The sequence below is a fragment of the Sphingobacterium daejeonense genome (assembly GCF_901472535.1).
GTDB lineage: Bacteria > Bacteroidota > Bacteroidia > Sphingobacteriales > Sphingobacteriaceae > Sphingobacterium > Sphingobacterium daejeonense.
In genome coordinates, this window is record NZ_LR590470.1 from 217860 (window position 1) to 243436 (window position 25577).

Annotated in this window: 29 protein-coding genes and 1 pseudogene; 17 read left to right on the plus strand and 13 right to left on the minus strand. The window is 38.9% G+C overall.

Annotation, left to right across the window (positions count from 1 at the left end; all coding sequences use genetic code 11):
• Window positions 1-48 precede the first annotated feature (48 nt).
• The 6 genes from FGL31_RS01035 to FGL31_RS01055 all read right to left on the minus strand — a co-directional run bounded on the left by FGL31_RS01035 (window position 49) and on the right by FGL31_RS01055 (window position 4206).
• Window positions 49-642 carry a nitroreductase family protein gene (locus FGL31_RS01035; protein WP_138089444.1) on the minus strand — a complete coding sequence of 198 codons (594 nt, stop codon included), beginning with the start codon at window positions 640-642 and terminating at the stop codon, window positions 49-51.
• Window positions 626-1234, minus strand: a complete 609-nt coding sequence (locus FGL31_RS01040) for a 7-cyano-7-deazaguanine synthase (RefSeq protein WP_138089445.1) — start codon at window positions 1232-1234, stop codon at window positions 626-628. The genes FGL31_RS01035 and FGL31_RS01040 overlap by 17 nt, the downstream gene beginning before the upstream one ends.
• A complete protein-coding gene (locus FGL31_RS01045) occupies window positions 1231-2454 on the minus strand; it encodes a PfkB family carbohydrate kinase (RefSeq protein ID WP_138089446.1) in 1224 nt (407 codons plus the stop codon). The genes FGL31_RS01040 and FGL31_RS01045 overlap by 4 nt, the downstream gene beginning before the upstream one ends.
• A 329-nt stretch (window positions 2455-2783) precedes the next feature.
• Window positions 2784-3197, minus strand: coding sequence for an 8-oxoguanine DNA glycosylase (locus tag FGL31_RS29530; RefSeq protein ID WP_394366170.1), 414 nt, complete (start codon window positions 3195-3197; stop codon window positions 2784-2786).
• Complete coding sequence (locus FGL31_RS01050) at window positions 3163-3606, minus strand: hypothetical protein (protein WP_138089447.1); 444 nt, start codon at window positions 3604-3606, stop codon at window positions 3163-3165. Before FGL31_RS01050 ends, FGL31_RS29530 begins: the two co-directional genes overlap by 35 nt.
• A gap of 6 nt (window positions 3607-3612) precedes the next feature.
• Entirely contained in the window at window positions 3613-4206 is a 594-nt protein-coding gene (locus tag FGL31_RS01055) for a DUF6088 family protein (protein WP_138089448.1), read from the minus strand.
• A gap of 252 nt (window positions 4207-4458) precedes the next feature.
• Between FGL31_RS01055 and FGL31_RS01060 the strand changes: the two genes are divergently transcribed.
• The 5 genes from FGL31_RS01060 to FGL31_RS01080 all read left to right on the plus strand — a co-directional run bounded on the left by FGL31_RS01060 (window position 4459) and on the right by FGL31_RS01080 (window position 10425).
• Complete coding sequence (locus FGL31_RS01060; RefSeq protein WP_138089449.1) at window positions 4459-5700, plus strand: 5'-methylthioadenosine/S-adenosylhomocysteine nucleosidase family protein; 1242 nt, start codon at window positions 4459-4461, stop codon at window positions 5698-5700.
• Between the two features lie 211 nt (window positions 5701-5911).
• Window positions 5912-6370, plus strand: coding sequence for a helix-turn-helix domain-containing protein (locus FGL31_RS01065; RefSeq protein ID WP_232046151.1), 459 nt, complete (start codon window positions 5912-5914; stop codon window positions 6368-6370).
• Window positions 6371-6952: 582 nt separating this feature from the next.
• On the plus strand, window positions 6953-7516 hold the full coding sequence (locus FGL31_RS01070) for a Crp/Fnr family transcriptional regulator (protein WP_138089450.1): 564 nt from the start codon (window positions 6953-6955) through the stop codon (window positions 7514-7516).
• A gap of 203 nt (window positions 7517-7719) precedes the next feature.
• A complete protein-coding gene (locus tag FGL31_RS01075; RefSeq protein ID WP_138089451.1) occupies window positions 7720-8400 on the plus strand; it encodes a type 1 glutamine amidotransferase domain-containing protein in 681 nt (226 codons plus the stop codon).
• 405 nt (window positions 8401-8805) lie between these two features.
• Window positions 8806-10425, plus strand: a complete 1620-nt coding sequence (locus tag FGL31_RS01080; RefSeq protein WP_171017505.1) for an excinuclease ABC subunit UvrA — start codon at window positions 8806-8808, stop codon at window positions 10423-10425.
• 76 nt (window positions 10426-10501) lie between these two features.
• Here FGL31_RS01080 and FGL31_RS01085 read toward each other — a convergent pair whose 3' ends face one another.
• The gene (locus FGL31_RS01085; RefSeq protein ID WP_138089452.1) at window positions 10502-10858 is read right to left on the minus strand and encodes a TolB family protein; all 357 of its coding nucleotides are present in this window, start codon (window positions 10856-10858) and stop codon (window positions 10502-10504) included.
• Complete coding sequence (locus FGL31_RS01090; protein WP_138089453.1) at window positions 10830-11453, minus strand: hypothetical protein; 624 nt, start codon at window positions 11451-11453, stop codon at window positions 10830-10832. The genes FGL31_RS01085 and FGL31_RS01090 overlap by 29 nt, the downstream gene beginning before the upstream one ends.
• Window positions 11454-11659: 206 nt before the next feature.
• Here FGL31_RS01090 and FGL31_RS29535 point away from each other — a divergent pair, with 206 nt between their 5' ends.
• Both FGL31_RS29535 and FGL31_RS29540 read left to right on the plus strand, forming a co-directional pair.
• Window positions 11660-11974: a recombinase family protein gene (locus tag FGL31_RS29535; protein ID WP_394366171.1), complete on the plus strand. Its 315-nt coding sequence runs from the start codon at window positions 11660-11662 to the stop codon at window positions 11972-11974.
• A pseudogene (locus FGL31_RS29540) lies at window positions 11967-12125 on the plus strand (helix-turn-helix domain-containing protein); the annotation flags it as partial. The gene FGL31_RS29535 and the pseudogene FGL31_RS29540, both read left to right, overlap by 8 nt.
• Window positions 12126-12201: 76 nt before the next feature.
• Here FGL31_RS29540 and FGL31_RS01100 read toward each other — a convergent pair.
• Both FGL31_RS01100 and FGL31_RS01105 read right to left on the minus strand, forming a co-directional pair.
• On the minus strand, window positions 12202-12831 hold the full coding sequence (locus FGL31_RS01100) for a response regulator transcription factor (protein WP_171017506.1): 630 nt from the start codon (window positions 12829-12831) through the stop codon (window positions 12202-12204).
• Complete coding sequence (locus FGL31_RS01105) at window positions 12828-14789, minus strand: tetratricopeptide repeat-containing sensor histidine kinase (protein ID WP_138089455.1); 1962 nt, start codon at window positions 14787-14789, stop codon at window positions 12828-12830. Before FGL31_RS01105 ends, FGL31_RS01100 begins: the two co-directional genes overlap by 4 nt.
• 165 nt (window positions 14790-14954) lie before the next feature.
• Here FGL31_RS01105 and FGL31_RS01110 point away from each other — a divergent pair, with 165 nt between their 5' ends.
• The 5 genes from FGL31_RS01110 to FGL31_RS01125 all read left to right on the plus strand — a co-directional run bounded on the left by FGL31_RS01110 (window position 14955) and on the right by FGL31_RS01125 (window position 16799).
• Window positions 14955-15356 (plus strand): lipocalin family protein, encoded by a 402-nt coding sequence (locus tag FGL31_RS01110; protein WP_171017507.1) that lies wholly within the window; start codon window positions 14955-14957, stop codon window positions 15354-15356.
• A gap of 77 nt (window positions 15357-15433) precedes the next feature.
• Window positions 15434-15865: a hypothetical protein gene (locus FGL31_RS01115; RefSeq protein ID WP_138089457.1), complete on the plus strand. Its 432-nt coding sequence runs from the start codon at window positions 15434-15436 to the stop codon at window positions 15863-15865.
• A gap of 25 nt (window positions 15866-15890) precedes the next feature.
• Complete coding sequence (locus tag FGL31_RS01120) at window positions 15891-16172, plus strand: hypothetical protein (RefSeq protein WP_138089458.1); 282 nt, start codon at window positions 15891-15893, stop codon at window positions 16170-16172.
• A gap of 7 nt (window positions 16173-16179) precedes the next feature.
• Window positions 16180-16335 carry a hypothetical protein gene (locus tag FGL31_RS22470; RefSeq protein ID WP_171017508.1) on the plus strand — a complete coding sequence of 52 codons (156 nt, stop codon included), beginning with the start codon at window positions 16180-16182 and terminating at the stop codon, window positions 16333-16335.
• A 23-nt stretch (window positions 16336-16358) separates the two neighbouring features.
• A complete protein-coding gene (locus FGL31_RS01125; RefSeq protein ID WP_138089459.1) occupies window positions 16359-16799 on the plus strand; it encodes a hypothetical protein in 441 nt (146 codons plus the stop codon).
• 572 nt (window positions 16800-17371) lie between these two features.
• On the opposite strand, the gene FGL31_RS01130 is transcribed toward FGL31_RS01125, so the two are convergent.
• The gene (locus FGL31_RS01130) at window positions 17372-17659 is read right to left on the minus strand and encodes a helix-turn-helix domain-containing protein (RefSeq protein ID WP_138089460.1); all 288 of its coding nucleotides are present in this window, start codon (window positions 17657-17659) and stop codon (window positions 17372-17374) included.
• Window positions 17660-18575: 916 nt separating this feature from the next.
• Here FGL31_RS01130 and FGL31_RS01135 point away from each other — a divergent pair.
• From FGL31_RS01135 to FGL31_RS01150, 5 genes are all read left to right on the plus strand, one after another.
• The gene (locus tag FGL31_RS01135) at window positions 18576-19235 is read left to right on the plus strand and encodes a TlpA family protein disulfide reductase (protein ID WP_138089461.1); all 660 of its coding nucleotides are present in this window, start codon (window positions 18576-18578) and stop codon (window positions 19233-19235) included.
• A gap of 36 nt (window positions 19236-19271) precedes the next feature.
• A complete protein-coding gene (locus tag FGL31_RS01140) occupies window positions 19272-21938 on the plus strand; it encodes a SusC/RagA family TonB-linked outer membrane protein (protein ID WP_232046152.1) in 2667 nt (888 codons plus the stop codon).
• 22 nt (window positions 21939-21960) lie between these two features.
• The gene (locus FGL31_RS01145) at window positions 21961-22434 is read left to right on the plus strand and encodes a hypothetical protein (RefSeq protein ID WP_138089463.1); all 474 of its coding nucleotides are present in this window, start codon (window positions 21961-21963) and stop codon (window positions 22432-22434) included.
• A gap of 73 nt (window positions 22435-22507) precedes the next feature.
• Complete coding sequence (locus FGL31_RS22475) at window positions 22508-22786, plus strand: hypothetical protein (protein ID WP_171017482.1); 279 nt, start codon at window positions 22508-22510, stop codon at window positions 22784-22786.
• Window positions 22773-23807 (plus strand): RagB/SusD family nutrient uptake outer membrane protein, encoded by a 1035-nt coding sequence (locus tag FGL31_RS01150; protein WP_394366112.1) that lies wholly within the window; start codon window positions 22773-22775, stop codon window positions 23805-23807. The genes FGL31_RS22475 and FGL31_RS01150 overlap by 14 nt, the downstream gene beginning before the upstream one ends.
• A gap of 157 nt (window positions 23808-23964) precedes the next feature.
• Here the strand turns inward: FGL31_RS01150 and FGL31_RS01155 are convergent, their stop codons facing one another.
• Window positions 23965-24231: a hypothetical protein gene (locus FGL31_RS01155; RefSeq protein ID WP_138089465.1), complete on the minus strand. Its 267-nt coding sequence runs from the start codon at window positions 24229-24231 to the stop codon at window positions 23965-23967.
• A gap of 336 nt (window positions 24232-24567) precedes the next feature.
• Window positions 24568-25551: a helix-turn-helix domain-containing protein gene (locus FGL31_RS01160; RefSeq protein ID WP_138089466.1), complete on the minus strand. Its 984-nt coding sequence runs from the start codon at window positions 25549-25551 to the stop codon at window positions 24568-24570.
• Window positions 25552-25577: the final 26 nt, after the last annotated feature.

Genomic DNA, 25577 nt, shown 5'->3' on the forward strand with positions numbered 1-25577 from the left:
ATAATTCCTCCTGCACTTGATATATCCTCAAAATTGTTGTGCAATTCGTTAATATATGGTTTGGCTAGGGTTCCGACGGGACAGCCAACCTATTCCTAAAGCACTGCATGTAAGAGCTATTGTTTGCATTAGTGCTCCGGCATCTCTCCAGACAAGACTTTCGGAATTATTATAGTACTTATCCGTTCTATATGGATGGATAATAAACCAGAGTAAAGTTCCTTTCCTACTGGGGAAAGCCAATGAGATATGGTTAATAAAGCTTTGTACTTTTTCCTCTAAAAAATCTAGCCTATATACTCCGTGTTCAAACGGACTATAGATGGAGAAGAAATTATCCCCTGCATGATTGATCAGTATATCTATAGGATGAACAGCGCCTGCGGATGGTGAAGGCCGCTTGGAAAGAATGTAATCTTCATCAACATACGCATCACGTGTTCGGCTGCTATACCATAAAAGAAAATCAAGTTGATTCGCCTCTAATGGTAATAACTCCTTGTTGCTGCGTCGGTCTTCAATAACCTTGAAGAAATCTATATGCTTTGGTTTACTAGGTCGAGTTAACTCCTTTTTTATTCCTATGTAGGGATAAGTATATGAATTGACGTTGATTGACTTTGTTCTAGGTGTAGGATTCATATGCACCTCCTTTGATCTCGTACATTACTTGCAGGTACTTATTGCACCCTCGACAATTTCCGCATGGAGAATTTGACTTATGGCAAGAGTGTGCCCATAGTAGCAAATTGTCAGGTACATTTGACGCTCGGACGAGTTCTGCTGATGTGTAATGAATGGCAGGGCTTGTTATCGATACCCCACCTTCTTGATAACTCGATAAGTCGTTAAGTAACTGATAAAATTTTTCTGTGCCGTCTTTGTGAAATCCATCAGATTTTACAGATCCGACCATTAATTCTTTTACTCCCAGAGATATAGCTTTCATAACAGCAAGTGTTACCAATAACTGGTTTCTATAGGGCCACCATTCAGACGAAGGGGAATCTTCAATAGAATCTTGATCAAGTAGGTCTCCGCTCCCTAAACTGCTACAATCTATATTAATCCTGTGATGAATGATGTTCAATTCGTTGCAGATGGCTGCACTGGCCAGGAATTCAGCCTCAGCCGGAATCTGACCATAATTTATAGTAAAAGCATATTTAGGTCTTTTCAGGTAGGCAAGGGCAATAGAGTCTATGCCGCCGGATAGTAAAATGCCAGTGCTCATTTATTTTTCTCTCTTTCTGCAAGCACCCAAAGACATTTGTACAATGCTGTAGCGAAATCGTCGACAATAAGGCAGCCAGTACCTGCAATCATAAGTAAGTTCCCTTCAGTTTCATTTTCTGCGTATACGATGACAGGAATTTGCATTTTAACGGCATATCCGATTTCGAAAATTGTTCCTGAGTCAAGACCGTCCACTATTGCAAATACGATGTCGCAGTTTTCCAGACCTTTAAGGTCTTGATCTGCAATTCCTTCGTCGACTGTGCCTTCTCCTACATCATGTAACGGAGAAAAGACTTTCATACCTAATCCATATAGACATTCCCGTGCTTCGTTAATAATCCATTTTTGACTAAAATTGAAAAATGGACCAGCAAGATACACTTTCCCTGTAGGGTAGTTATCTATCTCGAGCGGAGTTATGAAATCATTTTCAGTTGTTACCGAAATACCATAATTCTTGCTATTACAGTAAAGGGCAGTAGCATAAGATGCCTCTTGAGCTGATTCAACAGCTGATTTGTCCAATACAGCCCAATTGTATGCAAAAATGGCAGCAAAAATATCTCCGGAACCTATCGGCCAGACATTATTTGTTTTGTATACCGGTACAATTCGAGGGGTTTCTCCTTTAACAAATACCTTTGCTCCTTTAGGCCCCATTTTCAAAATCAGTACCTCAGCCTTCTCAACCTCAAAGAAAAATTCAACAATTTTCTCCTCTTCAGGTGCACCAGCAATTAGTTTTGCTTCCTTATGGTTGATCACAACTGCAAGATGATCAGCACTAGAGCCAGTCTTTGAAAAGGGAATGGGTTTAACCGGTGATTGAGGGTCATAAATGACTTTTACACCAGACACTTTAAAAGATCCTTCTAGCATGCCGTAGACTAAGATATTTTCATCTTTAACCTCAATAGGTTCCGATTGAACGATAAGGTCAGGCCTAGGATAAATTTGAGGGGTCCTTAGTGGATGATCATAATGAAATGTAATAGTCTGATCGGACGCATAAAATTCTGTCTTGATGTTCAGTGCTTGACCACTACTGTGAAGACCAATCTCTTCCTCAGTAGGTGCGTAACTATGGAATTTAATATCTACATCCTGATTTATACCACGGATTGCTCTACAGGCTCTAAAACCTGAACCATTTTTTTCGTCGAAGTGCGGATAAAAACAATATTCGTTGTAAAATCCTCCAATTATAGAAATCATGCTCTTCGACTATAAATTGATACTTGACAATCGCCTCCAGCAACGCTTGTTACCTCAGCTACATATTCTGTTCCGCCTATAATACAAGTAATCAATTTGGTGAGATTTACACTCAAAATAGATCCTGCCACATCTCCCTCTGGAGTAGTAGCCTGAATTGGACCGGTTGGGCCTGCTAGTCTGATAATTAAGCGATCTCCTGTTTTTTAACTCAGAGACCACAGCCGGTATGGGAGATGCTAATCGTGTTTTTATAAACAAGTCTTCGCAACTAATGCTACCGACACTGGAACTTGGGTGAAATCCTGAACTTCCTGACATTATTTAAGCTAATCTAAGTTGGATAATATATTTAGAGCTAATTTATTGTTTTTTTTCATATAACTCCAAATAATTGCATCCATATCAGATGGCCTTACAGCCAAACTATTACAAAAATTTAAATAACTGGCTTCCAACGAAAAGTACTGCGTGTTGATATTGAGGTCTTTTTCAAAAAATCCGGTAATCATACCAGCGCGTAAAATGTGGATATCAAGTATGGCAACACGTTCACTTCTGAGCCAATTCCTAGTTATCCAAGATGCTGTTTTAGGTCCAATGCCTTTAAGGTCTATAAGCCAGTTTCTTAATTCGAGATCATTTGAGCAAGGTATGTTCTTTAAATCCTCTCTACTTAGGAAGTCATATATGTAATATGATTTTTGATTAGCAAATCGGTATTTTACCGGACGCCCATTTATCTGTTATAAAAGGAGTTTTCAAAGCCTCATAAATTCTTTCAAAAGCTACATCCCCAGTAATTAGTTTTTGCTCCCTTAATCGATTAAAGGCCATAGTTCCCATTTCAGATGGAATTCCGTACCCCCCCAATATGCATTGTACTATTTCTTCTATTAACGTTGTTCCAATCTTATGGGCACTAGAGTCCTCGGTGAAAGGATACATTAAATACTGTAATTTCCAAAATGCGGGAGTATAGAGTTGATAACATGTACCCCATTTTAATCCAGGTAATAATTCTGTCTGAGCGTCTGGAAAATCTGCAATAAATGATTTCATATCATCCCAAAGCGCAGACTCGTCCAATTCAGCAGTTTGCTCGTTCTCGGTTTCGAACATTGTCAATTGATTATCTCCGTAACGTCTCATGTTGTACTAGTTTTTTTCCATTTTAAATAAGATATCATAAATCCAGGCAGGAGCTTTAGCTACATCTTCAAGCAAAAAATCCTTCCTTTCCTTTGTTATAGCTTGATTTAGTTTCGACAAAATATCTTCATTGACATTGTTTTTTCCAATTGCTTCTAAAGCTTGTATGACTAGCGAGCTTGTCTCTCCTCTCATGGATAGTTTGTTTGGAGTAGAGGGCTTGAATATTATAGTTTGATCTTGGATCTTTAAATTTTTTGGTTCTCCGTCAGTGATGTAAACTAAACGTTTGGGCATTTCAGGTATAATATTGAGCTTATATAAAGCGATTTCTCCTGAAGGTAACAAACGAATATTGTGTTTTTTTGATATTGCCTTTAATACATCATCAACATCTATTTTGACTTCCTTTTTATTGTTTTTACTTGATTTTACATAGATCCCATGGCATAATCGTTTAAGTCCACCGGTTTGAGATATCCTAGACAAACTCATCTTAATGGCTGATGTTGTACCTAGTCCCCTGAAGTCTGAAAGGAAAAGTATCTTTCCCGTTTTTGTGCTTTCAAGATAATTGAGGATGTTTTTGTGGTATGACATATTGTTACAAAATTAGCTAAAAATGTAACAAAAATCAAGATTATTATTTCGGTATTGTTGATGCTTTTGTTTTACTATAAACTAGGTGTTCAGAACGACTCATTAAAACAGGTCCGCCTCAACCTCAAATTGGTAGTTATTTAGCTATTGGGACAGAGGTTTTACCAAGTTGGATTTATGATTTGCTATAGTTAGCTTAACTATGCTAAAGCGTCTTGGAAATCATTATCTTTAGCTAATTTTTTATAATTTATGAGAGACACTCCAAACAAATTACCTGAATCAAGAGCCTACTTTAAAAAGTTTTTATCGGCAATGATGCCTGATTATATGGATGTCTATAGGGCACTTGGGAATCCGTCCAAATCGGGATATGGAAGATATAAGAATGATAACAATATGTCCCAGCATTTAACGTCGTTGGTCATGCATCTGAATGAGACATTCCAGGATGTTAGTATCCCAGAAGTTTTCAGTAGCGAAAAGCTATTGGCTATCGAATGGAAGAAATTCTATGATTACATCCTGACTCAAGATGAACTAATTGCCAAAACAAAGGACACTTTTACGGAAATGCCGGAACCATTTATAATGATTCTTAAAATCCATGATAGTATTAAAGCATGTCTTGAGGCGATTCTGGATATGTCTGAAGTTCAGGACGTGCTTATTGGAAAATCTGTATCAAATCAGCAATCTAACGTAGAGGTTGGTGACCAAGCTGATGTGGTTATTATAACCGCACTTCACGATACAGAGTTTGAGGCTTTTGTGGAATTATTACCATCGTTTACAGATATGGAATCGGTAGATACAACGCATTACATTAGAGGCAATATTGATGGAAGGAAAGTTATTGTTGCAACGGATGATAAAATGGGAATGGCCGCGGCTACAGCTTTAACATTGAAAATGCTGACTCTATTTAGACCCAATTACATTATTATGGGAGGGATTGCTGCTGGTGTTAAGTCGGAGGAAAGGAATTTTGGTGATGTTTTGGTAGCCAGGCATACATTTAATTACGAATCAGGGAAATATCAATTTAAAAGAAAGCTTAAGCAGACAGTCTTTGAGCCAAATCCTGAACCAATAGAACTAGATGGAACATTTACTTCGGTAATTAATCGTTTAAAAGTAGATAAAGCCCGAATGGCTACTATTCATAAAGTCTTTAATGCAACTCGGAACAATAAAAAGCCCGAGGATGTATTTGCAGTGCACTTTGGACCAATAGCTTCTGGCTCTGCGGTTTTAGCTGATGATAAAAAAGTTGAAGATATTAAAGCGCATAGCAGAAAGCTCATAGGGATTGATATGGAAACATTTGGAGTGTATTATGGCTGCCAGTCCTTTAGATCTGTGCATCAATGTAAGGCTATTAGTATTAAAAGTATATCCGACTTTGCAGATAAAATGAAAAATGATGGCTATCGAAATTATGCCGCGCATACTAGCGCAAGTTTTATCATAGAGCTAATAAAGGGCTTATAGCAGTGAATTAAATATATGGGGTTGTTTGTTTTTAAGCTTTCAGACCACTGCTCATCTACCTATCTGAAAATAGGTGGAAAGTGCTTTCTTGGTTAAAATTTGACACTTTAAATCCATTCTTCTTCAGGATGATTGATTTCAATCGAATAGCATTCATGCGTTGCCCTGTTTGCTTTTTGAACAACAAATCAATAAACCTCTGCTGGCGTCGATGCCATTAAATCCTACCACTCTTGGAGAACATATCAGGAAGAGAAGATTGGAGCTAAAACTGTTTCAAAAGGACGTAGCGGCAATATTCAATGTAAGCGACGACTGCGTTACATATTGGGAGAACAACAGAAGTGAACCTCAAATTCAATACTATCCACTCATTTTCGGGTTCTTGGAATACTGCCCATTTGAACTTGATACATCTACTCTCATGGGAAGGATAAAAGCTTATAGATATGTGAACGGGCTTAGTCAAAACAGATTAGCTAGGATGGTAGGTGTTGATCCTTCTACAATCCTTGCCTGGGAAAATGAGAAAGGACGTGTGTCTGAAAGATTGAAGGTGCTATTGGCGAGTTATGAATTTATTATAAATCATAAAAGAAATGGAAACCATAGAATAAATCGTAAAACTGTAAATACAAAACTACAACTTAGGCGCCTTAGTAAAAAATAAACAATCAATTACTTACCAATTCGGATAGCTAAAAGAATCAAAGGATGACTGACAATTAGGAGAGAAATTAAAGAAGATTTTATCTGATGGAAAACTTTCAATAACAAAACTATTTGTGAGCTTTGGATGAAGAAAATAAAAAGCAAATGCAGATTAAATGTGTTTGTTAGATTAATTAATATATATAGTTAACGTGTTAAAATTCCATTTTCCTAAGCTTACCAATTTCAATGCAATCATCGCTGTGATAGTTTTGGCTAAAGAATTAACACTAAAAATAGAATTCTATGAGGCATTAGTTCCTTCAGAACCTAAAAACTTTTTTGCGATATTAATTTGTTGTTTCATTAAAATAATAAACTGCTTTTTCGGAATTCTTTTATCAATTGATTTTTACAATCCAAAAACACAAAAATAGGTCCGACCAAGATATCATACTATAGCTTTTGTTTTCCCCACCAATCCATAAGAATTCCATCTACCATATTTATTAAATCCATCAATAGCGATGGATTTTTTGTTTTCAATAGTTTACATTTGGAGTCAACAATTCTTTTGTTTGCAATTTAGAATGATAAAATTATGAGTGAGATTTTAAGACGTCAAATTGAGAAAATTACGCCATTAACTGACCAGGAGTTCGAGTACATCCTGTCTCATTTTACCTTGAGAAGATTTAAAAAACATCAGATTTTAATTCTAGAAGGAGATACCGTACAAAATGATTATTTTGTGATTAATGGTTTGTTAAAAGCTTCTTACCTGAATAAAGAAGGGAAAGAGCACATCATGCAGTTTGCAATGGAAGATTGGTGGATTACGGATTATCAAGCATATTTTAATCAAACGGAAGCTACTTTTACCATTGATGCATTAGAATCTACCGAAGTACTTACTTTGTCTCTCTATAACCGAGAGAAACTCTGTGCAGATATGCATAAAATAGAACATTTTTTCAGGAAAAAGTCTAGTAATGGTTATATCGCCCTCCAAAGAAGGATTTTGTCTCTGCTGAATAGCAATGCTAAAGAACGCTACGAACAATTTATTTCTCAATATCCCACACTTTTACAACGATTGCCCAAAACATTAATCGCTTCATATTTAGGTGTTTCCAGAGAAACCTTGAGTCGGCTTTTTGTGTAATGTGATGTAGGTCACAAAAAAGTTGTGAGGTAGGTCCTGTTGTTTGTGGGGAGCTGCATTTACCTTTGCACTATCAAATCATTAAAAATCAATAGTAAAATGAATCACAACAAGTTTTTATCCAAGATTATTTTCTTAACGGGTTGTATTCTTTTTTTTTAGGGATTAATATGATAAATGCACAAACAATAAAATCTAACGAAATGAGCAAAAAAGTATTATTCGTGGTTACGAGCCACGGCGAATTGGGAAACACAGGTGAATCTACCGGTTATTATTTGGGTGAAGTTACGCATCCTTGGGCTGTATTGGTAGATGCTGGTTACGAAATAGATTTCGTGAGTCCAAAAGGTGGAAACCCGCCGTATTATGGAAATACTCCAGATGATAAGGTTAATGAAAGATTTTTGGCAGATGAATATTATCAAAATAAAATTCAGAACACCATGACTCCTTCAGAAGTAAATCCTGATGAATATGTGGGGATTCTTTATGCTGGAGGTCACGGTACGATGTGGGATTTTGCAGATAATGAAGAATTGGCAGTAATCGCACAAAAAATATACGAAAAAAATGGAATCGTAAGTGCGGTTTGTCACGGTCCTGCTGGATTGGTGAACATTAAACTCAGCAATGGAAAATACTTGGTAGATGGCAAAAAAATCAATGCTTTCACCAACGAAGAAGAAGCTGCTGTGAAATTAGATGAAGTGGTTCCATTTAGATTAGAATCTAAATTAATCGAACGCGGAGCCAAGTTTGAAAAATCTGGTTTATGGCAAACTCACGTTACCGTAGACGAAAGAGTGGTAACAGGACAAAATCCTCAATCTGCTCATGCAGTTGGCGAAGCTGTTTTAGAAGAACTTAAAAAGCTTCAATAATTAAGAATAGAAAAGAGACTGTTTCAGTATCTTTTTTTTGTGCTAAATTGAAATTTTATTCGACTAATAAAGATAAATCTTGTAATCATCGCAAAGGTTCAACCTTTCCCAAAATGATATAAAAAAATGGAGCTGGGGAAATGCCTGGCTCCATTTAACTGTATTAAAAATTTGTGTTCGATTGCTTACTTTACTGCTAGTTGAGAAAAATTTGAGTGATGCTAGACTTCAAAATCCATTCAATAATAGCCCTACTGATACACCAATATCACCACTTTCACGTACAATAGAAATTAATATTCGACAATTATTAAATGAGACCGAAATCCCTAAGCCTATTGAAGCCCAAGGATTTTATCTTATGTAATGTTCGAAAATAACGTATAATCTTAAAGTATAGTTATCATGGCTCAAGAATTTAATGACGAGAATATGGCCGGTTTTGTTCAGGTTCGAGGAGCAAAAGAACACAACTTAAATAATATAGATGTAGATATTCCAAGAAATAAACTTGTTGTTTTTACAGGAATATCAGGATCAGGTAAATCTTCCTTGGCCTTTGGTACTATATATGCCGAAGCCCAAAGAAGGTATCTGGAATCCGTATCACCTTATGCTAGAAGATTATTTAATCAGATGTCTGTTCCAGATGTTGAAGCTATTCATGGTCTTCCACCAGCGGTTGCTCTGCAACAAAGCCGTGGAGGAACAACCGTGCGTTCTACCGTAGGAAGTGTTACGACTATTTCTAATTTACTACGGATGTTGTATTCCAGAGGTGGAGATTATCCTGCCAATCAGTCTATTATTTATGCGGAAGGATTTTCTGCAAATACACCTGAGGGAGCTTGTCCAAAATGTCATGGTATTGGTCGTGTTTATGATGTTACGGAAAAATCTATGGTACCGAATGATTCTTTGACTATACGAGAAAGAGCAGTTGAGGCATGGCCATCAGCATGGCAAGGACAGAATCTTCGTGAAATATTAATGACTTTGGGTTTCGATGTGGATAAACCATGGAAAGATCTACCACAAAAAGATCGTGACTGGATTTTATTTACAGATGAAACGCCAACAGTTCCGGTTTATTCAGGGTTGTCGGCTCCAGAGGTAAAAAGAGCTTTGGAATTGAATCTGCCTGCAAGTTATATGGGAACATTCACCGGTGCAAAACGATATGTTCTTCAAACTTTTGCTAATACAAACAGCCAAATGATGAAACGAAGAGTTTCAAAATATATTCTTAACACAGAATGTCCCGTATGTCATGGAAAAAGACTTAAAAGAGAATCATTATCTGTAAAATTTGATGGATATGATATTATTGATCTGTCCAATCTATCCCTTTCACAATTGATGGATATTTTTAGGTCTTATGCCGAAGGGCAATTTTTAAATAAAGAAAAAGATAAATTTCCTGAAAAAGCTATAGTAGCCCAAAATATCGCTATTGATCTTGTCGCAAGATTAAAAATCATGATTGATCTAAGACTGGGATACCTTTCATTAGAACGTAGTACACCAAGTATATCTCCTGGAGAATTACAAAGATTGCGATTGGCAACACAGGTGCACTCTAATCTTTTTGGAGTAATTTATGTTTTGGACGAACCCTCCGCTGGACTACATCCTGCTGATACCGAAGCGTTATTTACGGTACTTCAAAAACTAAAGGATGTTGGTAATTCCATGTTTATTGTTGAGCACGAAGTGGATATCATCAGGCACTGTGATTGGATTGTTGATGTTGGCCCAGAAGCAGGAACCAACGGTGGAGAAATATTGTATAGTGGCACTTTAGAGGGCTTACAATCGGTCGAAAGATCATTGACCCGTCATTATATCACCCCAAAACCTATAGCTAAAAAGAAGGTTAGAAAAGCCGAGCAATGGTTGCAAGTAAAAAATATTAGCCGAAATAATATTCAGAATCTTGATGTGTCCTTTCCATTAGGAGTTCTTACCAGTATTACCGGAACATCGGGTTATCCGTCCTACGAAGATCCAAGCAAAAACTGCTAGCACAAAAAAACGGGTCTAATAGACCCGTTTGGTTTACTACTTCCACTCGGTTACCTCGGGTTCACTAATCGAAGTATTAACGCCATAGCATACCTCGATTACTGGCTGTCTGAATAACTTCATCACCATGGGCAATCACAGGTATTACCCCCGGGCTATTTTCGGTAATTGGATCCACATTGTATTTATTTCCATCGGCCGGTATAATCTTTAGACGCCAGATTGCGCTTAATGAGCTTGTCGTAGTATAGTCTGTGCCCACCAGCAGATAGTTCCCATCTGGCGAAAATTCAGGAAGCACCTCCCGATCATTGCTTTCTGTCACCTGAACAAAATTGTTACCGTCGATATCCATCATATAAATATGATTATTTGCCGATAACGCAATTTTAGTACCGGCGGCATTAACGGTAATACGACCCCCAATCTTCAAAATTCATCTCTTTTATTAATTTCCCATTTGTGTAAGGGGGATCAAGCCGGATGATTGAGGACTTGTGAGTAAATATAAGAGAATTACCTGGGAGCCAAACTATAGCGGATCCTCTTTTCGGTTTTTCGCCATTTATAGCATCGATATGTCCTAACAGAGACCCATCCCTGTTAAGTAAAACGAATCCTGCTTCAAATGTTGGTGCAATCGCAATAAGTTTGTTGTCTGGTGACAATATGCCCGAGTGAAATCCACTCCCGCCATTTAAAGGAGTATAATCAAACTGGTTTATAATTTCACCAGTAGACATTCGGCTAATTACAAACGTAATATTTTCATTCCAAACATTTGTTTTGTTAGCAGTAAGAACTAACTCTTTATCTCTGGATATATCCCATCCATTTCGTTTAGAATCGCTTGGTAGGAAAAGTGATTTAACGCCAGTCTCTGTGTTGATTGATAAGGTACCTTCATCGGCCCAATCGAAATATAAGCTTCCTTTTAGATTTGACGGTATAATAATTTCAGACCTATCATCTTTAGAACAACCTATAAAAAATAAGACTAATACTGATAAAAAATGTATAACTTTCATATCTCGAATTTTTCTTACATGCAATTTATACATTATATAATTTACGTGCTATCCACGAAAACAGGTATTTTAAGTCTCACAAAACGAACGTTTTATAAAATAATAAATCTTAATAATGAAAGAGGCTTTTAATTATCTTAGTAAGTTAACTGAGATCGAGCGCAAAAACAGCCCTGAATTTTTTTTTAAGAAGGAAATTATTCTTTATTAGAAAATGGAAGACGAGTAAACTCTTCGAAAAGTTAAGGAAAGGTGATACTGTTGTTGTTTGGAAATTAGATCGTCTCGGCAGATCTCTAATAGATCTAATTGATCTAATCACAAAGATGCAGCAACTGGATGTTAGCTTCCTTAGCATACAAGATGGTTTCAACACAAATACTGCCACTGGACGATTTACGTTTAACATATTTGCGTCCCTAGCTGAATTCGAAAGAGAAATTATATCCGAAAGAACAAAGGCGGGATTAACCTCCGCCAGAGCACGCGGACGAAAAGGGGGGAAGACCTCCCGGTTATAGTAAAGATACGATCAAAAAGATTAAAGCCGTAAAAACCCTTTATGAATCGAGTAATAGTCCTTCAGTTCAGGATATAGCCGAAAGTCTTCAAATAAGTCGAGCGACATGTTATAGGTATCTTAAAGCGTATGAAAATCTCCCAAATAAATAATCCCAGAAACATAGGCAACTCTTGCTGGATATATAGCCAGTCTCATCAATTGGAGGCCCAGCTGTGAAAGTGGTTCTTAAATCATGCCCCATTCCCGTGCACGCTGCAGAAGAAGGACTGTTTTGTTCACTTCGAATTTTTGCATCAAGCTTTTTCGGTGGCTGTCGACCGTGACGGCGCTCACGAACATTTTTTCCGCGATCTGGGGAGTAGTGAGACCGTCGGCAAGATATTTCAGCACTTCTTTTTCACGTTTAGTGACGGGAGGAATTTCAATGAGTTCTTGCGCGGTGATGGTAGTAAGAATTTTTTGCGCTTCTTTGCCGAAATGGAGGTTTCCATCGACGATGTTGCGGATGGCTTTTTCAATTTCGGCCGTGGATGAGCTTTTGAGCAGATAGCCCGAGGCTCCGTTATGCAACATTCTTAAGATGATGCTTCGCTCGTTGAAGTTGCTTAACGCCAGTATTTTCAATTCGGGATATTTTTTTTTTATTTCGGGGCACAGTTCCAACCCATTGCCATCGGGCAAATTAATATCGAGCAAGAGGATATCTGCCGATGTGATGGCTAATGTTTCTCTCAATTCTCGGGCAGTAGTTGCCGTGGCCACGATGATTAAGTCTTCTTTTTGCCCGATAAAACTGCTCAATCCCTGGGCAATAAGAGGATGGTCGTCGCAAACAATGATTTCAATCCGTTTCATATCAAACATTCAATACTGATGGAGGTCCCTTTTTGGGGAAACGCATCGATGTTCATTTTTCCGTTGAGGTATTTCACCCGCGTTTCTATGTTGCTTAAACCCATATTGCGGCGAATGGTTGTGGGGTCGAATCCTTTTCCGTTGTCTTCTATTTCTATGAGCAATAAGTTGTTTTCTACCGTACATTGGAGAAAAATGGCCAATGCCCCGGCGTGCTTCACGGCATTGGTGACCAATTCCTGCACTATGCGGTAAACAGCCAGTTGCTTGTTCCTGTCGGTTAGTTGGGAGAGGTTGCTGGCATAAAAATCGATTTTGGTGTCTCGTGTTTGCAGATTCTGCACAAAATCACGCAGGGCGCTGTCCAATCCGTAGAGAACCAAAGACACGGGCATCAGGTTGCTGGAGAGATTGCGGATGTCCGACACTGTCTCTTCGAGTTGCGAGACGACCTTTCGCAGGGGGGCGTTGTTGTGAGTGGTTTCAAGAATGTTCTCGATGTTTATTTTTATCCCCGTTAGCTTGCCGCCCAAGCCGTCGTGCAGTTCCATTGCGACGCGCGAACGTTCCTGCTCGCTTCCTTCCATCAGCGCTTTGGATATCTCCACTTCTTTTTGCTGCGCCATCGAGATCAATTCCTGCCGGGCTTGCTTTTTATTTTGTTTCGAGACGTACAGGTAAAACGCTAGCAGCAAAATCGCGAAGGAAACGCTGCTCAAGGTAAGAATGTTTTGCGTTTTGGTTTTGTTTTGAAGCGCCAATATTTTTTTTTCTTGTTCCGAGGTGTTATAGCGGGCTTCGAGTTCCTCCACCCTCAACTTTTCGTTCCTTACCACCATACTGTCGTTTATTTTATGCAATTGCTTCAGTGCGTCGTACGCCGATCTGTAGTTGCCCAGCTTTAGCTCAGCCTCGGATAATAACTTCAACGAGTTTGCCTTATTCTTCAACGACCTGCTATTTATCTCATCCGCGAGAAGCATTAGACTTATTCTCTTTGCTTCGGCGTATCCGCCGGTTTGCAACAGATTATGGCCCAAGTAATGTGCCAACGAATTGTAATCGGATTTCAGATTGTATTTGCCGCAAAAAGCCATTCCTTCTCTTGACGTTTTAATGGAATTTGGCTTGTCACCGATCAAATCGTAGTATTTTGTTTTAATGATGTAATAGTAGGATATATAGGGCAGGTAATCTTCTTGCATTCTGCTCTTCTTATCTATAATTTTTTCGACACTTTGCAGGGCTTCAGCCGCTTTGTTGGACTTGGATAAATACAGGAAAGAATGTGCTAAATTTAGGTATGCCCACACGAGTTGCTTGTCTTCGATTGCATTTTCCCTCAAAAGACCAATGGCTTTTTGGCTATAATGTATCGCTTTGGGGTAATTTTTTTGATTAAAGAGAACCAGGCTCACATTGGTCAAATAAGAAGCATGCAGGCTCACCTTGTTTGTTTTCTGAATATAGGGAATAGATTTGTTAAGCAAAATATCCAGAAACAAATCGTGCCTGTCTTTGGCTTGCTCCAAGACACCATAGTTATTCCACAAACGTGCTCTATACTCGTAAGACAACGGAGATGAAAAATCTTTCAATATGTTTTCGGCTTGCATGTACAGTTGCTGACTTTTCTCGATATTTAAATCGAAATAAACACCCGCTTCGTAAAAAGTGAGAATGCCGTAATAAAGTTTATCCTTCGGGTCGATGAGAGAGTTGGCGGAATCCAGCATCGCAAACGCTTTGGCGGTGTCTCTGTAGGAATAAAAATCGGATAAAAGAAAGTAAATATCCGCCTTCTCCTTATTGCTACGCGTTGCCTCCTTCAGTTGTCTATTAAGACTATCCACATACGTCGTTTCCTGCGACCACACGACCGACGCCTGCAGCGTAGCCCACAAAAACAAAAACATGAAAACAACGAGACGCATGGTGAATTGTTTTATTTTTTCCACAAATATAATAACGCACCTCCCTAGAATCCAAACAATTAAGAATCATGTCGAGAAAAATCCTCCAAAAAGGGGAGAAAAAAATCCCGATTTCGGAGAATTGTACAGCATTGTGGCAGGCTATACCTTTGCTTTGAACAAAATCATAAAAACAAAATGCATAAGAAAATGAAAAGATTAACTTCGACACTTCTCTTGTTAACGGGACTTCTCTTATTGATATCATGTGCAAAAGATGAAATTTCGGAACAGGATCCGCTTGTGGGGTTGTGGAAATTGCAGCGCATTACCGCCGGAAACGAAAGCGTGGATGTTACCAATGTGACGTGTTATGGCCAATCAACTTTAAAGGTGACAAAATCGGAGATAACATTATCGTTGAAGAGTCCCCAAACAGGTGCAGATTGCAGTACCGATACTTCCTCGTTCGGATGGAAGAAAAACGGCAACGTTTATCAGGTTGTGGATGACGAGGTCGGAGAATATATTACGATTACATTAATCGGGGACGATTTATCGTTAACAGTTACTGCCGATGGAAATTCATCCATCTTTTTATTTAGAAAGTAAACCAAATAAATCATATTAAATCATCACAGTATGCAAAAAGAATCACATTTTTATGTTTAACGGCTGTATTTGTTTTTGTGCTTGGCGTATCGGCGCAAACAGCGGAAGGCAACCAATACAAATTGGGTGGGGGAATTTTGATTGACGTGGGCGATGGTGGTACCATGGTGGGGCCACACGCCAAGTATTTCTTCACGCCCAATCACGCGGGCGAAGCGGCTGTTTTATTCGGACGGGGCGCCACCTTTGTACACGGAGTATATAGTTACAATAGCACTTTCCCGGGCGTTAACGGACTGTCATGGCACCTAGGCGCCGGCCCCTCTGTGGCCTTTGGCGGCGGAACCACGCTATTCACTCTAATGGCGCCGGTAGGCGTTGAATTTGTCATCCCGAAAGCGCCCATCGCGGTAAGTGTGGATTGGCGGCCACGGTATTTTTTTATTGAAAACGAAACGTACTTCGATGCTTCTCGTTTTGGATTAGGATTACGCTATACCATTAAATAACAATCAATTTAAAAGCAAAAAAACAATGAGAAAATTTATTTTCACATCCATTCTCGGGTTCCTGATCAGTGTATCGGGAGCAAAAGCACAAAGCTTTTTAGACAAACTCGATAAAGCGGTAAATCACATTGACAGAGCCGCGCAGTCGGCCGACAAAGCGTCTAAAACAGGCGGTAAAGTAAGGTCGCTCCTCAATAAAAAACAAGGCGCAGGTGCCAACCAAACCATGTTACAGATTTCGGGAATCGATTTGTCGAAGTTAAAAAAAACTCAATGGCAATGTGGAGTCAGTAAAAGGGGTAAATGAAACCAAAATGAAATTCAATGCTGCCAAATCTACCATTACCGTAAACCATTCGGGTACTACGGAAGAGCTTTTGACCAACATTCAATTAAAATCTAGAGATATTTTCGACGACGAGAACGTTGCGGCTTTAGAGGAAGGATTGATTGAGATTCAATTAAAATAGACCTTACATAAAATTATAGTCAGATGAAAAAAATATTAATATTCGCAGTCGTAATGGTTGGAATGATCTCATTTACTTCGTGCTCAAAAGATGACGGTCCAGGCGTACAGAAAGGCAAAACCGCAAAGTTTACCCTCTCTGCTCCTGGACTTACCTCGGAAGACATCGTGGCATTTGTGTTCACAGGAAGTATGAATGGGCAAGTTTCGGGCACATCGTGGAAGATAAATGGGATAACACAAGATAATCAAGGAGTTATTCAAATAAAAAATGAGCTTTTGATTGGTAATAAAACAGTAATTGTAGAAACTACAAAACCTCTCGATAATATTATTGTTACGTTTGGCGGGAGTAGTGATAACACTCCTTATACCATTAAGTTAAGGGCGGAAATAAATGGAAAAATCGAAAATGATATTTCGGATATCGTTAACCAAACGTATTCTAAAAGCTTAAATTACTAATTCTATTTTCAAAAAGCTCATCAGTATTTTTTTTCATTTACGTTTCACAAGTTAGTGCTTTATTCCAAATAGTTTTGGTGAAGGGTAGAGCGGGCGTCGAATTTATTTTGACGCCCGCTTATCTGTTCCTTACTTATTTACATTTATCAAAGCTCTAACCTTTGAAAAAGTTACACAGGTAAGCTTTTGATATCGCCAATTAGACTGTTATACTTTTCCTTTTCTTTAGCATTAGTCGCACCTAATTTCGCATAATTAATTGCTATTGATTTATTCGGAGGTCAGAAAGTTAGCTATTCGCAAATAATAAACGGAGATATTCCTGTGTTAATTGAATCCACTATCCAGGACATTAAAAATATCGGTAATATAACTCTTACGGGAGTAAACCTCCTTCAAAAGGTTTTATTAAAAAGCCGGAAGTTATATACTTTTTGCTTTTGGAATATCAATAACGCTCTCTGACCAAACTTCATCGTTGATAAGTTATAGGATGCATTATAATGATAAGAATTATCTTACGTAAGAAAAATTCCTAAAAACTTATTATTTGTTAGATTCATTAATTAAAGCTATTTCTTAGAATACTTAGTTCGTAGATACTCTTCAAATTGTGAAAAAAAATCAGAAAGAGGGATTTCGGCGTATTTGCAAATTTTGAAAATAGTTGAGAATGGCACATCATATCCTTGACTTTTAGTTAATTTTGTGATAGTTGTTCTACCAATAGATGTAAGATCTTCATATTGCCGGATAGTCGGTTTATTCCCGTTAATTTTGATTGGTTCTAGAAACTTGATTCTAATAAAATTCAATAATTCATTTTCAAAATCTACATTTTGTTCATCTTTAAATTTCATCAATAAAAATTTTTTAAAAAAAATTGTCCGCTTTAGCGGACAAATCAGAATAATTACTTATCTTTGTAAGAGTTATTTATTAAAGCGACAATTACTAAAGGAAATCCTTTAGCAACGATGTCACTCATAGTCGAAAACCGCTATTTTCCTTATGAGTTGAACTTGGTGTCGCCTTATTATTGGATTCAAATTATATTTATATATTTGAGCCAATAAGGCGCTCCATGTCAGTCTCTGTGGAACCTTGATTGATCAAGGTGGTCCTAGCGGTACCTCGACCTGAGCATTGGAGTGTCTTTTTGGTTTTCGTTCCAATAGTCATTTTCCTCAGTTTCAAGAGTGCCCATCGTTATCATAAACCAAAAAAATTATGGTACGATTTACAATCACAATGAAAATTTGCACCAATAAGATTCCGAATTATAGTTGCCGGTTTTCTCGTAAACAACAAACAAAGAACATTTTTTGCAGTCCTGAATAGAATATAACTTTAAGGAAAAGGGTGGATTTGGGTACTTATGGCTTATAAAAGTCATAACACCAAAATATGCAAGAGATTAAAAATCCCTGAGGTAATAATCCTAATGGGAAATTTTCTTTTCTACCTCTTTTCTTAACCGACCTTCTATAAACTGACAGCGCATGGTTGTGAGGAAATAAGTGGATCGGTAGTTTTATTATATTCTGACACAATAAATCTAACTATTCTTTTCCACTATCCCAAGCGGACTGTGTTATAGTTTACTCCTTAAATAGGAGTGAAGGTCGGTTCTTTTTGTTTTTACTGAAGCTAAAGTGATGTATTGATCAGGACTATTGTTCCATGCCTTGAAATGCATCTTGTTGGTTTTCAGCTGTACTGTTTTAGTCTCCAAACGCATTATTGAATTTGTAATTCCGATTTAACCTATTAATTATGACAGATCCAAATATATATAGATTAGGTTCCATAACCCGATCTAAACAAACTATTAATCTCGAATTTTGGTTTCCCAAAGCCCTGTTAATTCTATTAAGTGGGGTAATACTATTGTTTCATATATTGTTTAGTTGTCCGGTCAAGGCGCAGGTGTCTTCTATAGAGCCTGCGTCTACGGATGTAAAGTATTTGCCAATCTTGAGAGTCGGAGAGAAGGTTCCTCCAGAATTCTGGGAAATAAAGCACCTGCTATTCGAGAATGGACAAACGCGAGAAATTACCTTAAAAGAGTTCAAAGGGAAGCTGTTGATCCTTGACTTTTGGTCCACAACATGCAGCATCTGCCTGAAACACCAAAAGGAGATTTCCCACTTTAAGGAAAAGTACAAAGACCGGTTGGCCGTTGTTATGGTCAACCCATTAAAAAGCTACGATAACCTTTCCATCCTTCAAGAGAAGATTGAAGAGCCTTTTTTTAAGTCTTTCGGAATCACCAAGTCCAATTTTACAAGCATCGTTGAAGATGAATATCTTCAATCGCTGTTTCCATCAAAGGGCTATCCTCAATATGTATGGATCAATTCGGCTGGATATGTACAATTGATCACCTTCAGGAACCTGCTGGACCGGAATTATTCTTCACCCTATATCGACTGATCATGAAAAAAAATAATTATATGGTTAATACTTGTGTTGGCACATAATCAAGTTTTAGCCCAGACGATTTTACAAGGGCAGGTCCTGGATAAGCATTCATTGGCAATCGAAGGTGCTACAGTGAGTATATTGGGAGAACCAACGGTTGCTAAATCGGAAAAAGATGGGCAATTTACAATCAATAGTCCGATCGAGTCAGGAAAACTTATGGTTTCCAAACAAGGGTTTAAAAATTCCTTCATCTCATTTAAGGGAAGAATGGAAGGTATAGTAATAGTTCTTGCAGATTCTTTAATTGCCGTTGAAGAGATCAAAATAGTTCATACTGGATACGAATCGCTTCCTAAGGAGCGATCTACCGGAAGTTTTGCTAAAATTTCAGCAGACGATATCACCCAAAGAATCGGCACGAATTTGATAGAGAGTATTGGGGGGTATATGCCCAGTTTGCAAGTTGAAACTCGATATGGTGAAACCGATCTCCATGTTCGAGGGCTTAGCTCGTTTGATCTGGCGATGAGCAAACCGCTAGTAGTGGTCGATAATTTTCCGTATGAAGGCGATCTTGAAGACATCAATCCTAATGATATAGAATCGGTAACATTGCTCCGAGATGCCTCTGCTACTAGTATTTGGGGGGCAAGGGCAGGCAATGGGGTATTGGTCATTTCGCGTAAAAAGGGAAGGGCTGGAAAGACCGAAATGACCTTGCAATCCAGAACACGTATTTCATCCAAACCAGATATCTATGCATATCCTAGCTTAAGATCATCAGAATTTATTAACGTGGAGAGGATGTTGTTTGATGAAGGCTTCTATGATGGTCTTTTGGATCCACTCTCCAATAAATACATCATTGTTTCACCTGTTGTCGATCTGCTGGCTGAACATCGGAGTGGAAGGCTAACGGATCAGGTCTTAAAGGAAGAATTGATGAGGTTGGGGACCAAAGATTATAGAGATGAACTTTATAAGCATCTTTTTCGTAATCCCTTTCTTCAGGAAACCACCTTTGGGATATCATCATCATTAAGCAAGCTCAATTATCGCGGGTCAATTGGGCACCATCAAATTATTGGCAACAAGGTAAATGAAAGTTCAAATCGGCTTACCCTAAGCAATCAGCTCAATTATGCGCCCAGTCCCAATTGGATTGTTAGCTTAGCCTTGGATCAGACCCATTCAACAGAACAGTTCATGCTCCAGGGGGAGGATTTTCCACTTAGGATTGGTGGGGGACGTTCTTATTTATATCCCTATGCTGAGCTGGCTGACGTCAACGGAAATTTTCTTTCTGTTCCCAAAGGCTACAACCAACATTATTTAGGTATGCAACAGGGGACTGGTTTATTGGATTGGAATTATTATCCCCTAATGGAACTTGACCGATCACTTGGTAGGACTCCTTCCTCCCATTTTCTTGGAAATCTGTCCATACAATGGAAACCAACTACTTGGCTGCAGACCGAACTGATGTACGGACTGGAAAATCAAAAAGATGGAAGCGATATGCTTTATGGCGCGGATTCCTATTATGTGAGGGACTTGGTGAACACCTATAGTAACATGATGGGTCAGGGATTGACGAATGCCATTCCTCAGGGTAGCATTTTAGATCAGGGCAGTGGATCGATGAGAAGTCAAAAGGGCAGAGGAATGGTCCGAATCGATCAATCCTGGAACGAAAACCATGAAATCCATGGTCTGATTGGAATGGAATTCAGCCAAACGCGACGGGAGACGATTGCTTCTCGAGTGTACGGTTACAATGAAGATTTGCGAACCTCCCAGCCTGTTGATTATGTTACTGTTTTCCCTACCTATGACGGTCTGCTGGGAAGCCAGCGGATCCAATATGGGAACTCAATCACGGAATTCAATAATCGATTTGTATCTGTATTTGCCAATGCCTCCTATACCTACCAAAGTAAATACACCCTGAGCGGTTCAGCCAGGAGGGATGCATCCAATGTTTTTGGTGTCAATACAAATAATAAATGGAACCCGCTCTGGTCAGTAGGTTTTGCATGGAACATGCATCGGGAACCATGGTTTGAGGAGGCGAGTTGGCTGGAGTCGCTGCGACTCAAAGGAAGCTATGGTCACAGTGGAAACGCCGGTGGAATTTCGGCAACAAGACCAATCCTAAGATATGAAAGTCCCACCACGGAATGGATCAATAGCTACCCCAGGGCACAGGTCACCTCACTTCCGAATGCAAATTTGAAGTGGGAAGATGTGGCAATGAAGAACATTGGCGTGGAGTTCTCGATATTCAATGGTTTGTTGACAGGTTCCTTCGAATATTTTGTAAAGCATTCGACCGACCTTCTCTCGGAAAATTACATGGATCCAACCACGGGATTTTCCAGAGCGACCATGAATATTGGGAAAATGAAAGGAAGTGGATATGATGCGGAACTGGGTGTAAGATTAGTGTCTTCGGTCCTAACTTGGTCAAGTACGCTGAATTTTTCAAAAAATCTTTCGAAGGTAACAGACTATCAGGGGGCATCCGAAAGAGCTTCATTTTACACATCGAACACAGGAAAAAGGATGAACCCGCGGGAAGGGCTGAGTCCCTATCCGGTCTTTGCCTATCGTTTTGCGGGTCTTGAGGCACAAACTGGAGATCCCCAGGGGTTTTTGAATAATGAACCCTTCGATCGACTACCGAAAGCTGCTCGCAGATTCGGTCAATAGGTTGCACTATTTTGGATCATCAATGGCACCCTATTTCGGGAGCTGGCGCAATGCACTTGGAATCAAAAAGTTTCTACTGTCATTTCTGGTTTCATACAAATTCGGTCACTTCAAACAAAGCGAGACCATTAATTACAGTGCGCTCTTCAATTCCTATGTCGGGCATCCGGATTTTGAGGATCGATGGCGACAGCCTGGGGATGAATCGGAAACGACCATTCCGAGCATGAAATATCCGGCCAATACGAATAGGGATAAATTTTATGCAGAATCGGAAGCTAATATTATTCGAGCTGATTTTATCCGTTTACAGGACATCAGCCTTTCGTACCCCTTGGATATCAAACTGGGGAACAAAATTACTAAAATGACCATAACTGGACATGTTAACAATGTCGGTGTGCTTTGGAAAAGAAATAAAAAAGGTATCGACCCAGAAATTTATCCAATTCCGGCTTCACGACATTTTGGCCTTTCGGTCCGTTTACTCTATTAATCCGATGAATATGAAAACACATTTTTAGTATTTGCATCGATGCTCATTATATTAAGTAGCTGCGATCATTTTTTTGGATATCAAGCCTGATCAATCGATCGCTATTCCCGAAAACCTTTCTGATGTTAGGGCAATTTTGGACCAACAATCTGAAATCAATGATAATTTTCCCGGATTGATGGATTTGGCTGCCGATGATTATTTTATTGACCATACGACCTGGCAATCAAAACCTGTCGATGACCAAATGCTTTACATTTTGGGACGGGGGGGCAACGACGGAAGATCCCCTGACCTGGAACGAATCTTATGGGGCAATCCTCATAGCGAATGTTGCGTTGGAATCCCTTGATATCTTGGAGTCTGATGGGAAAGACAGATCCGCCATTAACGAGCTCAGGGGTGAGGCCCATTTTATTCGAGCAATTCGACTATACCATCTTAGCCAATTGTTCTGCAGGCCTTATGCGTCCGGTACCGATAACGATGGACCCGGACTTCCATTGCGTGAGTCATCGGATCTCAATGCTACGTCCTTTCGAGTAACGGTGGAACAGACCTACCAATACATCTTGGAAAATTTATCCAAGGCTATTTCATTTCTGCCAAAAAAATCAGCCAGCATTACCCGACCCGGTCTTGATGCTGCGTACGCCCTTCAAGCTAAGGTTTATCTAAGTATGCAGAACTATGAAAAAGCCCTAACCGCAGCTGAGCAAAGCCTGGAAATCCACCCCGATCTGCTGGATTACAACGAGCTTGACCCCAGCCCTTCAATTCCTTTCACCCTTAATAATAAAGAATTGATATATTATGCGCATAATGTAAGTGCAGGGAGGTTAATTACACAGGCCCTGGCCAATGTCGATACGTTACTTTACGATCTTTTTGAAGAGGATGATCTGCGAAAGAAACTGTTTTTTGAACCTAAAAAGAACGGATATATGGCATTCAAAGGTCAGTATTCAGCCAATCAACGAAACCTTTTCGCAGGCTTGGCCACAGATGAGGTCTACCTTATAAAAGCTGAATGCGAAGCTAGGTTGGGTAAAACAAATGAATGTTTGTCCACATTGAATACCCTGTTGGAAAAAAGATGGGAGAAAGGAAAATTCCAGGGGATCCAATCCGACTCTTCGGAAAGATTATTGTCGATGGTTCTTTCAGAAAGAAGAAAACAGTTGATGTTCCGAGGAATCCGTTGGGGTGATTTGAGAAGACTGAATCAAGAAACCCGCTTTGAAACCGTCATTAGAAGAAGATTTCCAAACATCGGTGAAGAATATTTGTTACCTCCGAGAGATCTGCGCTATACATTTTTAATTCCTATGAAGGTGATTGAATTCTCAGGGATGGAACAGAATCCTAGATAAAATTTTTATTATGTTCGTATGCAACCTATCTTCACCTTAATAAAATAGCAAGGCTTTGGCCTTCAGATCAATCCTGAAGGCCAAAGTCCGCTGTTTAATTGATTACTTCAAACCTTTTAACGGTGTGAGCCCGCTCAGAATTAGGCAATTTTGAAATTTAATGACTTCTGAACGATTTAACAGTGCCGTTTGCTGTAGGCTTATTGTTTTCGATGGATTCCAGGGCGTCCTCAATGTCCGCAATCTGACTGGTACCCAACATAGGTTGACCTCCATTATTTGGAGCTTCAATGGTGCATACAGTTTGGGGAGTTCCGCCACATGAACCGGATGTCAGGGTATAGTCTGAAGGCTCTAATGGATCGTCTCCATTAAAAATACCAGACCAAAGGCAAGGCGTTCGAAGTTGTTGCGATTTCTGCATCCATCCTATTTGAATGGGCAAATGCGAGTGATAATAAAGCACAAAGAGACAGTCCCAATCCAAGAACTGTGATCTTATTTTTATTTTTTAATTTCATGTTTTAATTGTTTAAGGTTTTCCAAAGCCATATAATAATGGCTTTTTTTTTACTCCAATGGAAGGGTCTACACAAACCAGAATGATCTGCATAAACCCTTACTCGGGAACAGTGCAAATTTTCTGGTATGTGTCGGTATGCTCAACATGTTTCGTTATTCATTTGTTCATTCTATTTCAAAAGTAAACAGGATAAAAATCTGATGTTAACCATATCTGGTACATAATATTTTTTTACTTTTACGAAATGTGTAGATTTCTATGATGGGAACGGAACTTGCCCATCGTTGTTCCGGAATGTTTTTTGAAAGTTCTGTTCATGGCACTGATGGAACTGAACTTAAACATTATCGAAAGTTCCAACAGGGATATTTCAGTGTCTATCAATAGACCGGAGATCAGTTCGAGCTTCTTTTCTTGGATAAACTTTCGGACGGTTGTTCCATACCTTTCTTTGAACAGACGTTCCATTTTGGAGATGGACAAACCGTTTTTTCTGGCTAACTTTTGGACGAATTGTGTGTCGGCCGTTGCTAAATTGTTCAATAGGTCAATTTGAATTTGATTGATTTTTTTTATTGTACGATGGATATTGTATTTACCGTGCAATCCTTTATAAGCTGATAATAACTTGGAGAATCGGACCAAAAGATAATGTATGTAACGGGAGTTGGAGTTTTTAGGAACTTTTAGCAAACTTTTTAAGGACATGATGAAATAATTGTCCATTTTGTGAGGCTTCATTCCATTGATTTTTTTATTGTTGGAACCTGCAACAAAATCTAGCAGCAGACGGTTCCTATGAAAGAGCATTGGAGAAAGCGAGTCAAGTATACTAACGGTATACAGCTCCATCTCCTGATCAAGAAAGATGATATTATAGATATCCTGGCGTGCAAATAATAATATGGTTTCACCATCCTTTAGGTATATTGGATTCCCACCATTTTTTTCGGAATATGCAATCGAACCTTTCATGAGCATCAGAAGGACATATACATTAGTGGTCGATTGTATTGTCAATGAATAACCTTCTTTTGAGGTAATGATATAATGTTCTATCAACAGGCAGTCCTTATCAAAGCTTGCCAATTTTATCTGACAACGTTTTCCTTTTAAGTAGATGTACTCTGAACAGGGCAAGGGCATCAGTACTGTGTCTACAATTCCTTTGAGCAGGAGCTCTTTGGAAGTTCTTTCTGGAAGGGTAAGTATAAACTTCATGATACGTTCATTTTAATTTCCAGTTT

Bases quoted from the DNA above. Each gene is read 5' to 3' on its own strand.
- FGL31_RS01035 (WP_138089444.1), bottom strand. From the start codon at position 642: ATGAATCCTACACCTAGAACAAAGTCAATCAACGTCAATTCATATACT.
- FGL31_RS01040 (WP_138089445.1), bottom strand. From the start codon at position 1,234: ATGAGCACTGGCATTTTACTATCCGGCGGCATAGACTCTATTGCCCTT.
- FGL31_RS01045 (WP_138089446.1), bottom strand. From the start codon at position 2,454: ATGATTTCTATAATTGGAGGATTTTACAACGAATATTGTTTTTATCCG.
- FGL31_RS01050 (WP_138089447.1), bottom strand. From the start codon at position 3,606: ATGAGACGTTACGGAGATAATCAATTGACAATGTTCGAAACCGAGAAC.
- FGL31_RS01055 (WP_138089448.1), bottom strand. From the start codon at position 4,206: ATGTCATACCACAAAAACATCCTCAATTATCTTGAAAGCACAAAAACG.
- FGL31_RS01060 (WP_138089449.1), top strand. From the start codon at position 4,459: ATGAGAGACACTCCAAACAAATTACCTGAATCAAGAGCCTACTTTAAA.
- FGL31_RS01065 (WP_232046151.1), top strand. From the start codon at position 5,912: ATGCCATTAAATCCTACCACTCTTGGAGAACATATCAGGAAGAGAAGA.
- FGL31_RS01070 (WP_138089450.1), top strand. From the start codon at position 6,953: ATGAGTGAGATTTTAAGACGTCAAATTGAGAAAATTACGCCATTAACT.
- FGL31_RS01075 (WP_138089451.1), top strand. From the start codon at position 7,720: ATGAGCAAAAAAGTATTATTCGTGGTTACGAGCCACGGCGAATTGGGA.
- FGL31_RS01080 (WP_171017505.1), top strand. From the start codon at position 8,806: ATGGCTCAAGAATTTAATGACGAGAATATGGCCGGTTTTGTTCAGGTT.
- FGL31_RS01090 (WP_138089453.1), bottom strand. From the start codon at position 11,453: ATGAAAGTTATACATTTTTTATCAGTATTAGTCTTATTTTTTATAGGT.
- FGL31_RS01100 (WP_171017506.1), bottom strand. From the start codon at position 12,831: ATGAAACGGATTGAAATCATTGTTTGCGACGACCATCCTCTTATTGCC.
- FGL31_RS01110 (WP_171017507.1), top strand. From the start codon at position 14,955: ATGAAAAGATTAACTTCGACACTTCTCTTGTTAACGGGACTTCTCTTA.
- FGL31_RS01120 (WP_138089458.1), top strand. From the start codon at position 15,891: ATGAGAAAATTTATTTTCACATCCATTCTCGGGTTCCTGATCAGTGTA.
- FGL31_RS22470 (WP_171017508.1), top strand. From the start codon at position 16,180: ATGAAATTCAATGCTGCCAAATCTACCATTACCGTAAACCATTCGGGT.
- FGL31_RS01125 (WP_138089459.1), top strand. From the start codon at position 16,359: ATGAAAAAAATATTAATATTCGCAGTCGTAATGGTTGGAATGATCTCA.
- FGL31_RS01130 (WP_138089460.1), bottom strand. From the start codon at position 17,659: ATGAAATTTAAAGATGAACAAAATGTAGATTTTGAAAATGAATTATTG.
- FGL31_RS01135 (WP_138089461.1), top strand. From the start codon at position 18,576: ATGACAGATCCAAATATATATAGATTAGGTTCCATAACCCGATCTAAA.
- FGL31_RS01145 (WP_138089463.1), top strand. From the start codon at position 21,961: ATGGCACCCTATTTCGGGAGCTGGCGCAATGCACTTGGAATCAAAAAG.
- FGL31_RS01155 (WP_138089465.1), bottom strand. From the start codon at position 24,231: ATGCAGAAATCGCAACAACTTCGAACGCCTTGCCTTTGGTCTGGTATT.
- FGL31_RS01160 (WP_138089466.1), bottom strand. From the start codon at position 25,551: ATGAAGTTTATACTTACCCTTCCAGAAAGAACTTCCAAAGAGCTCCTG.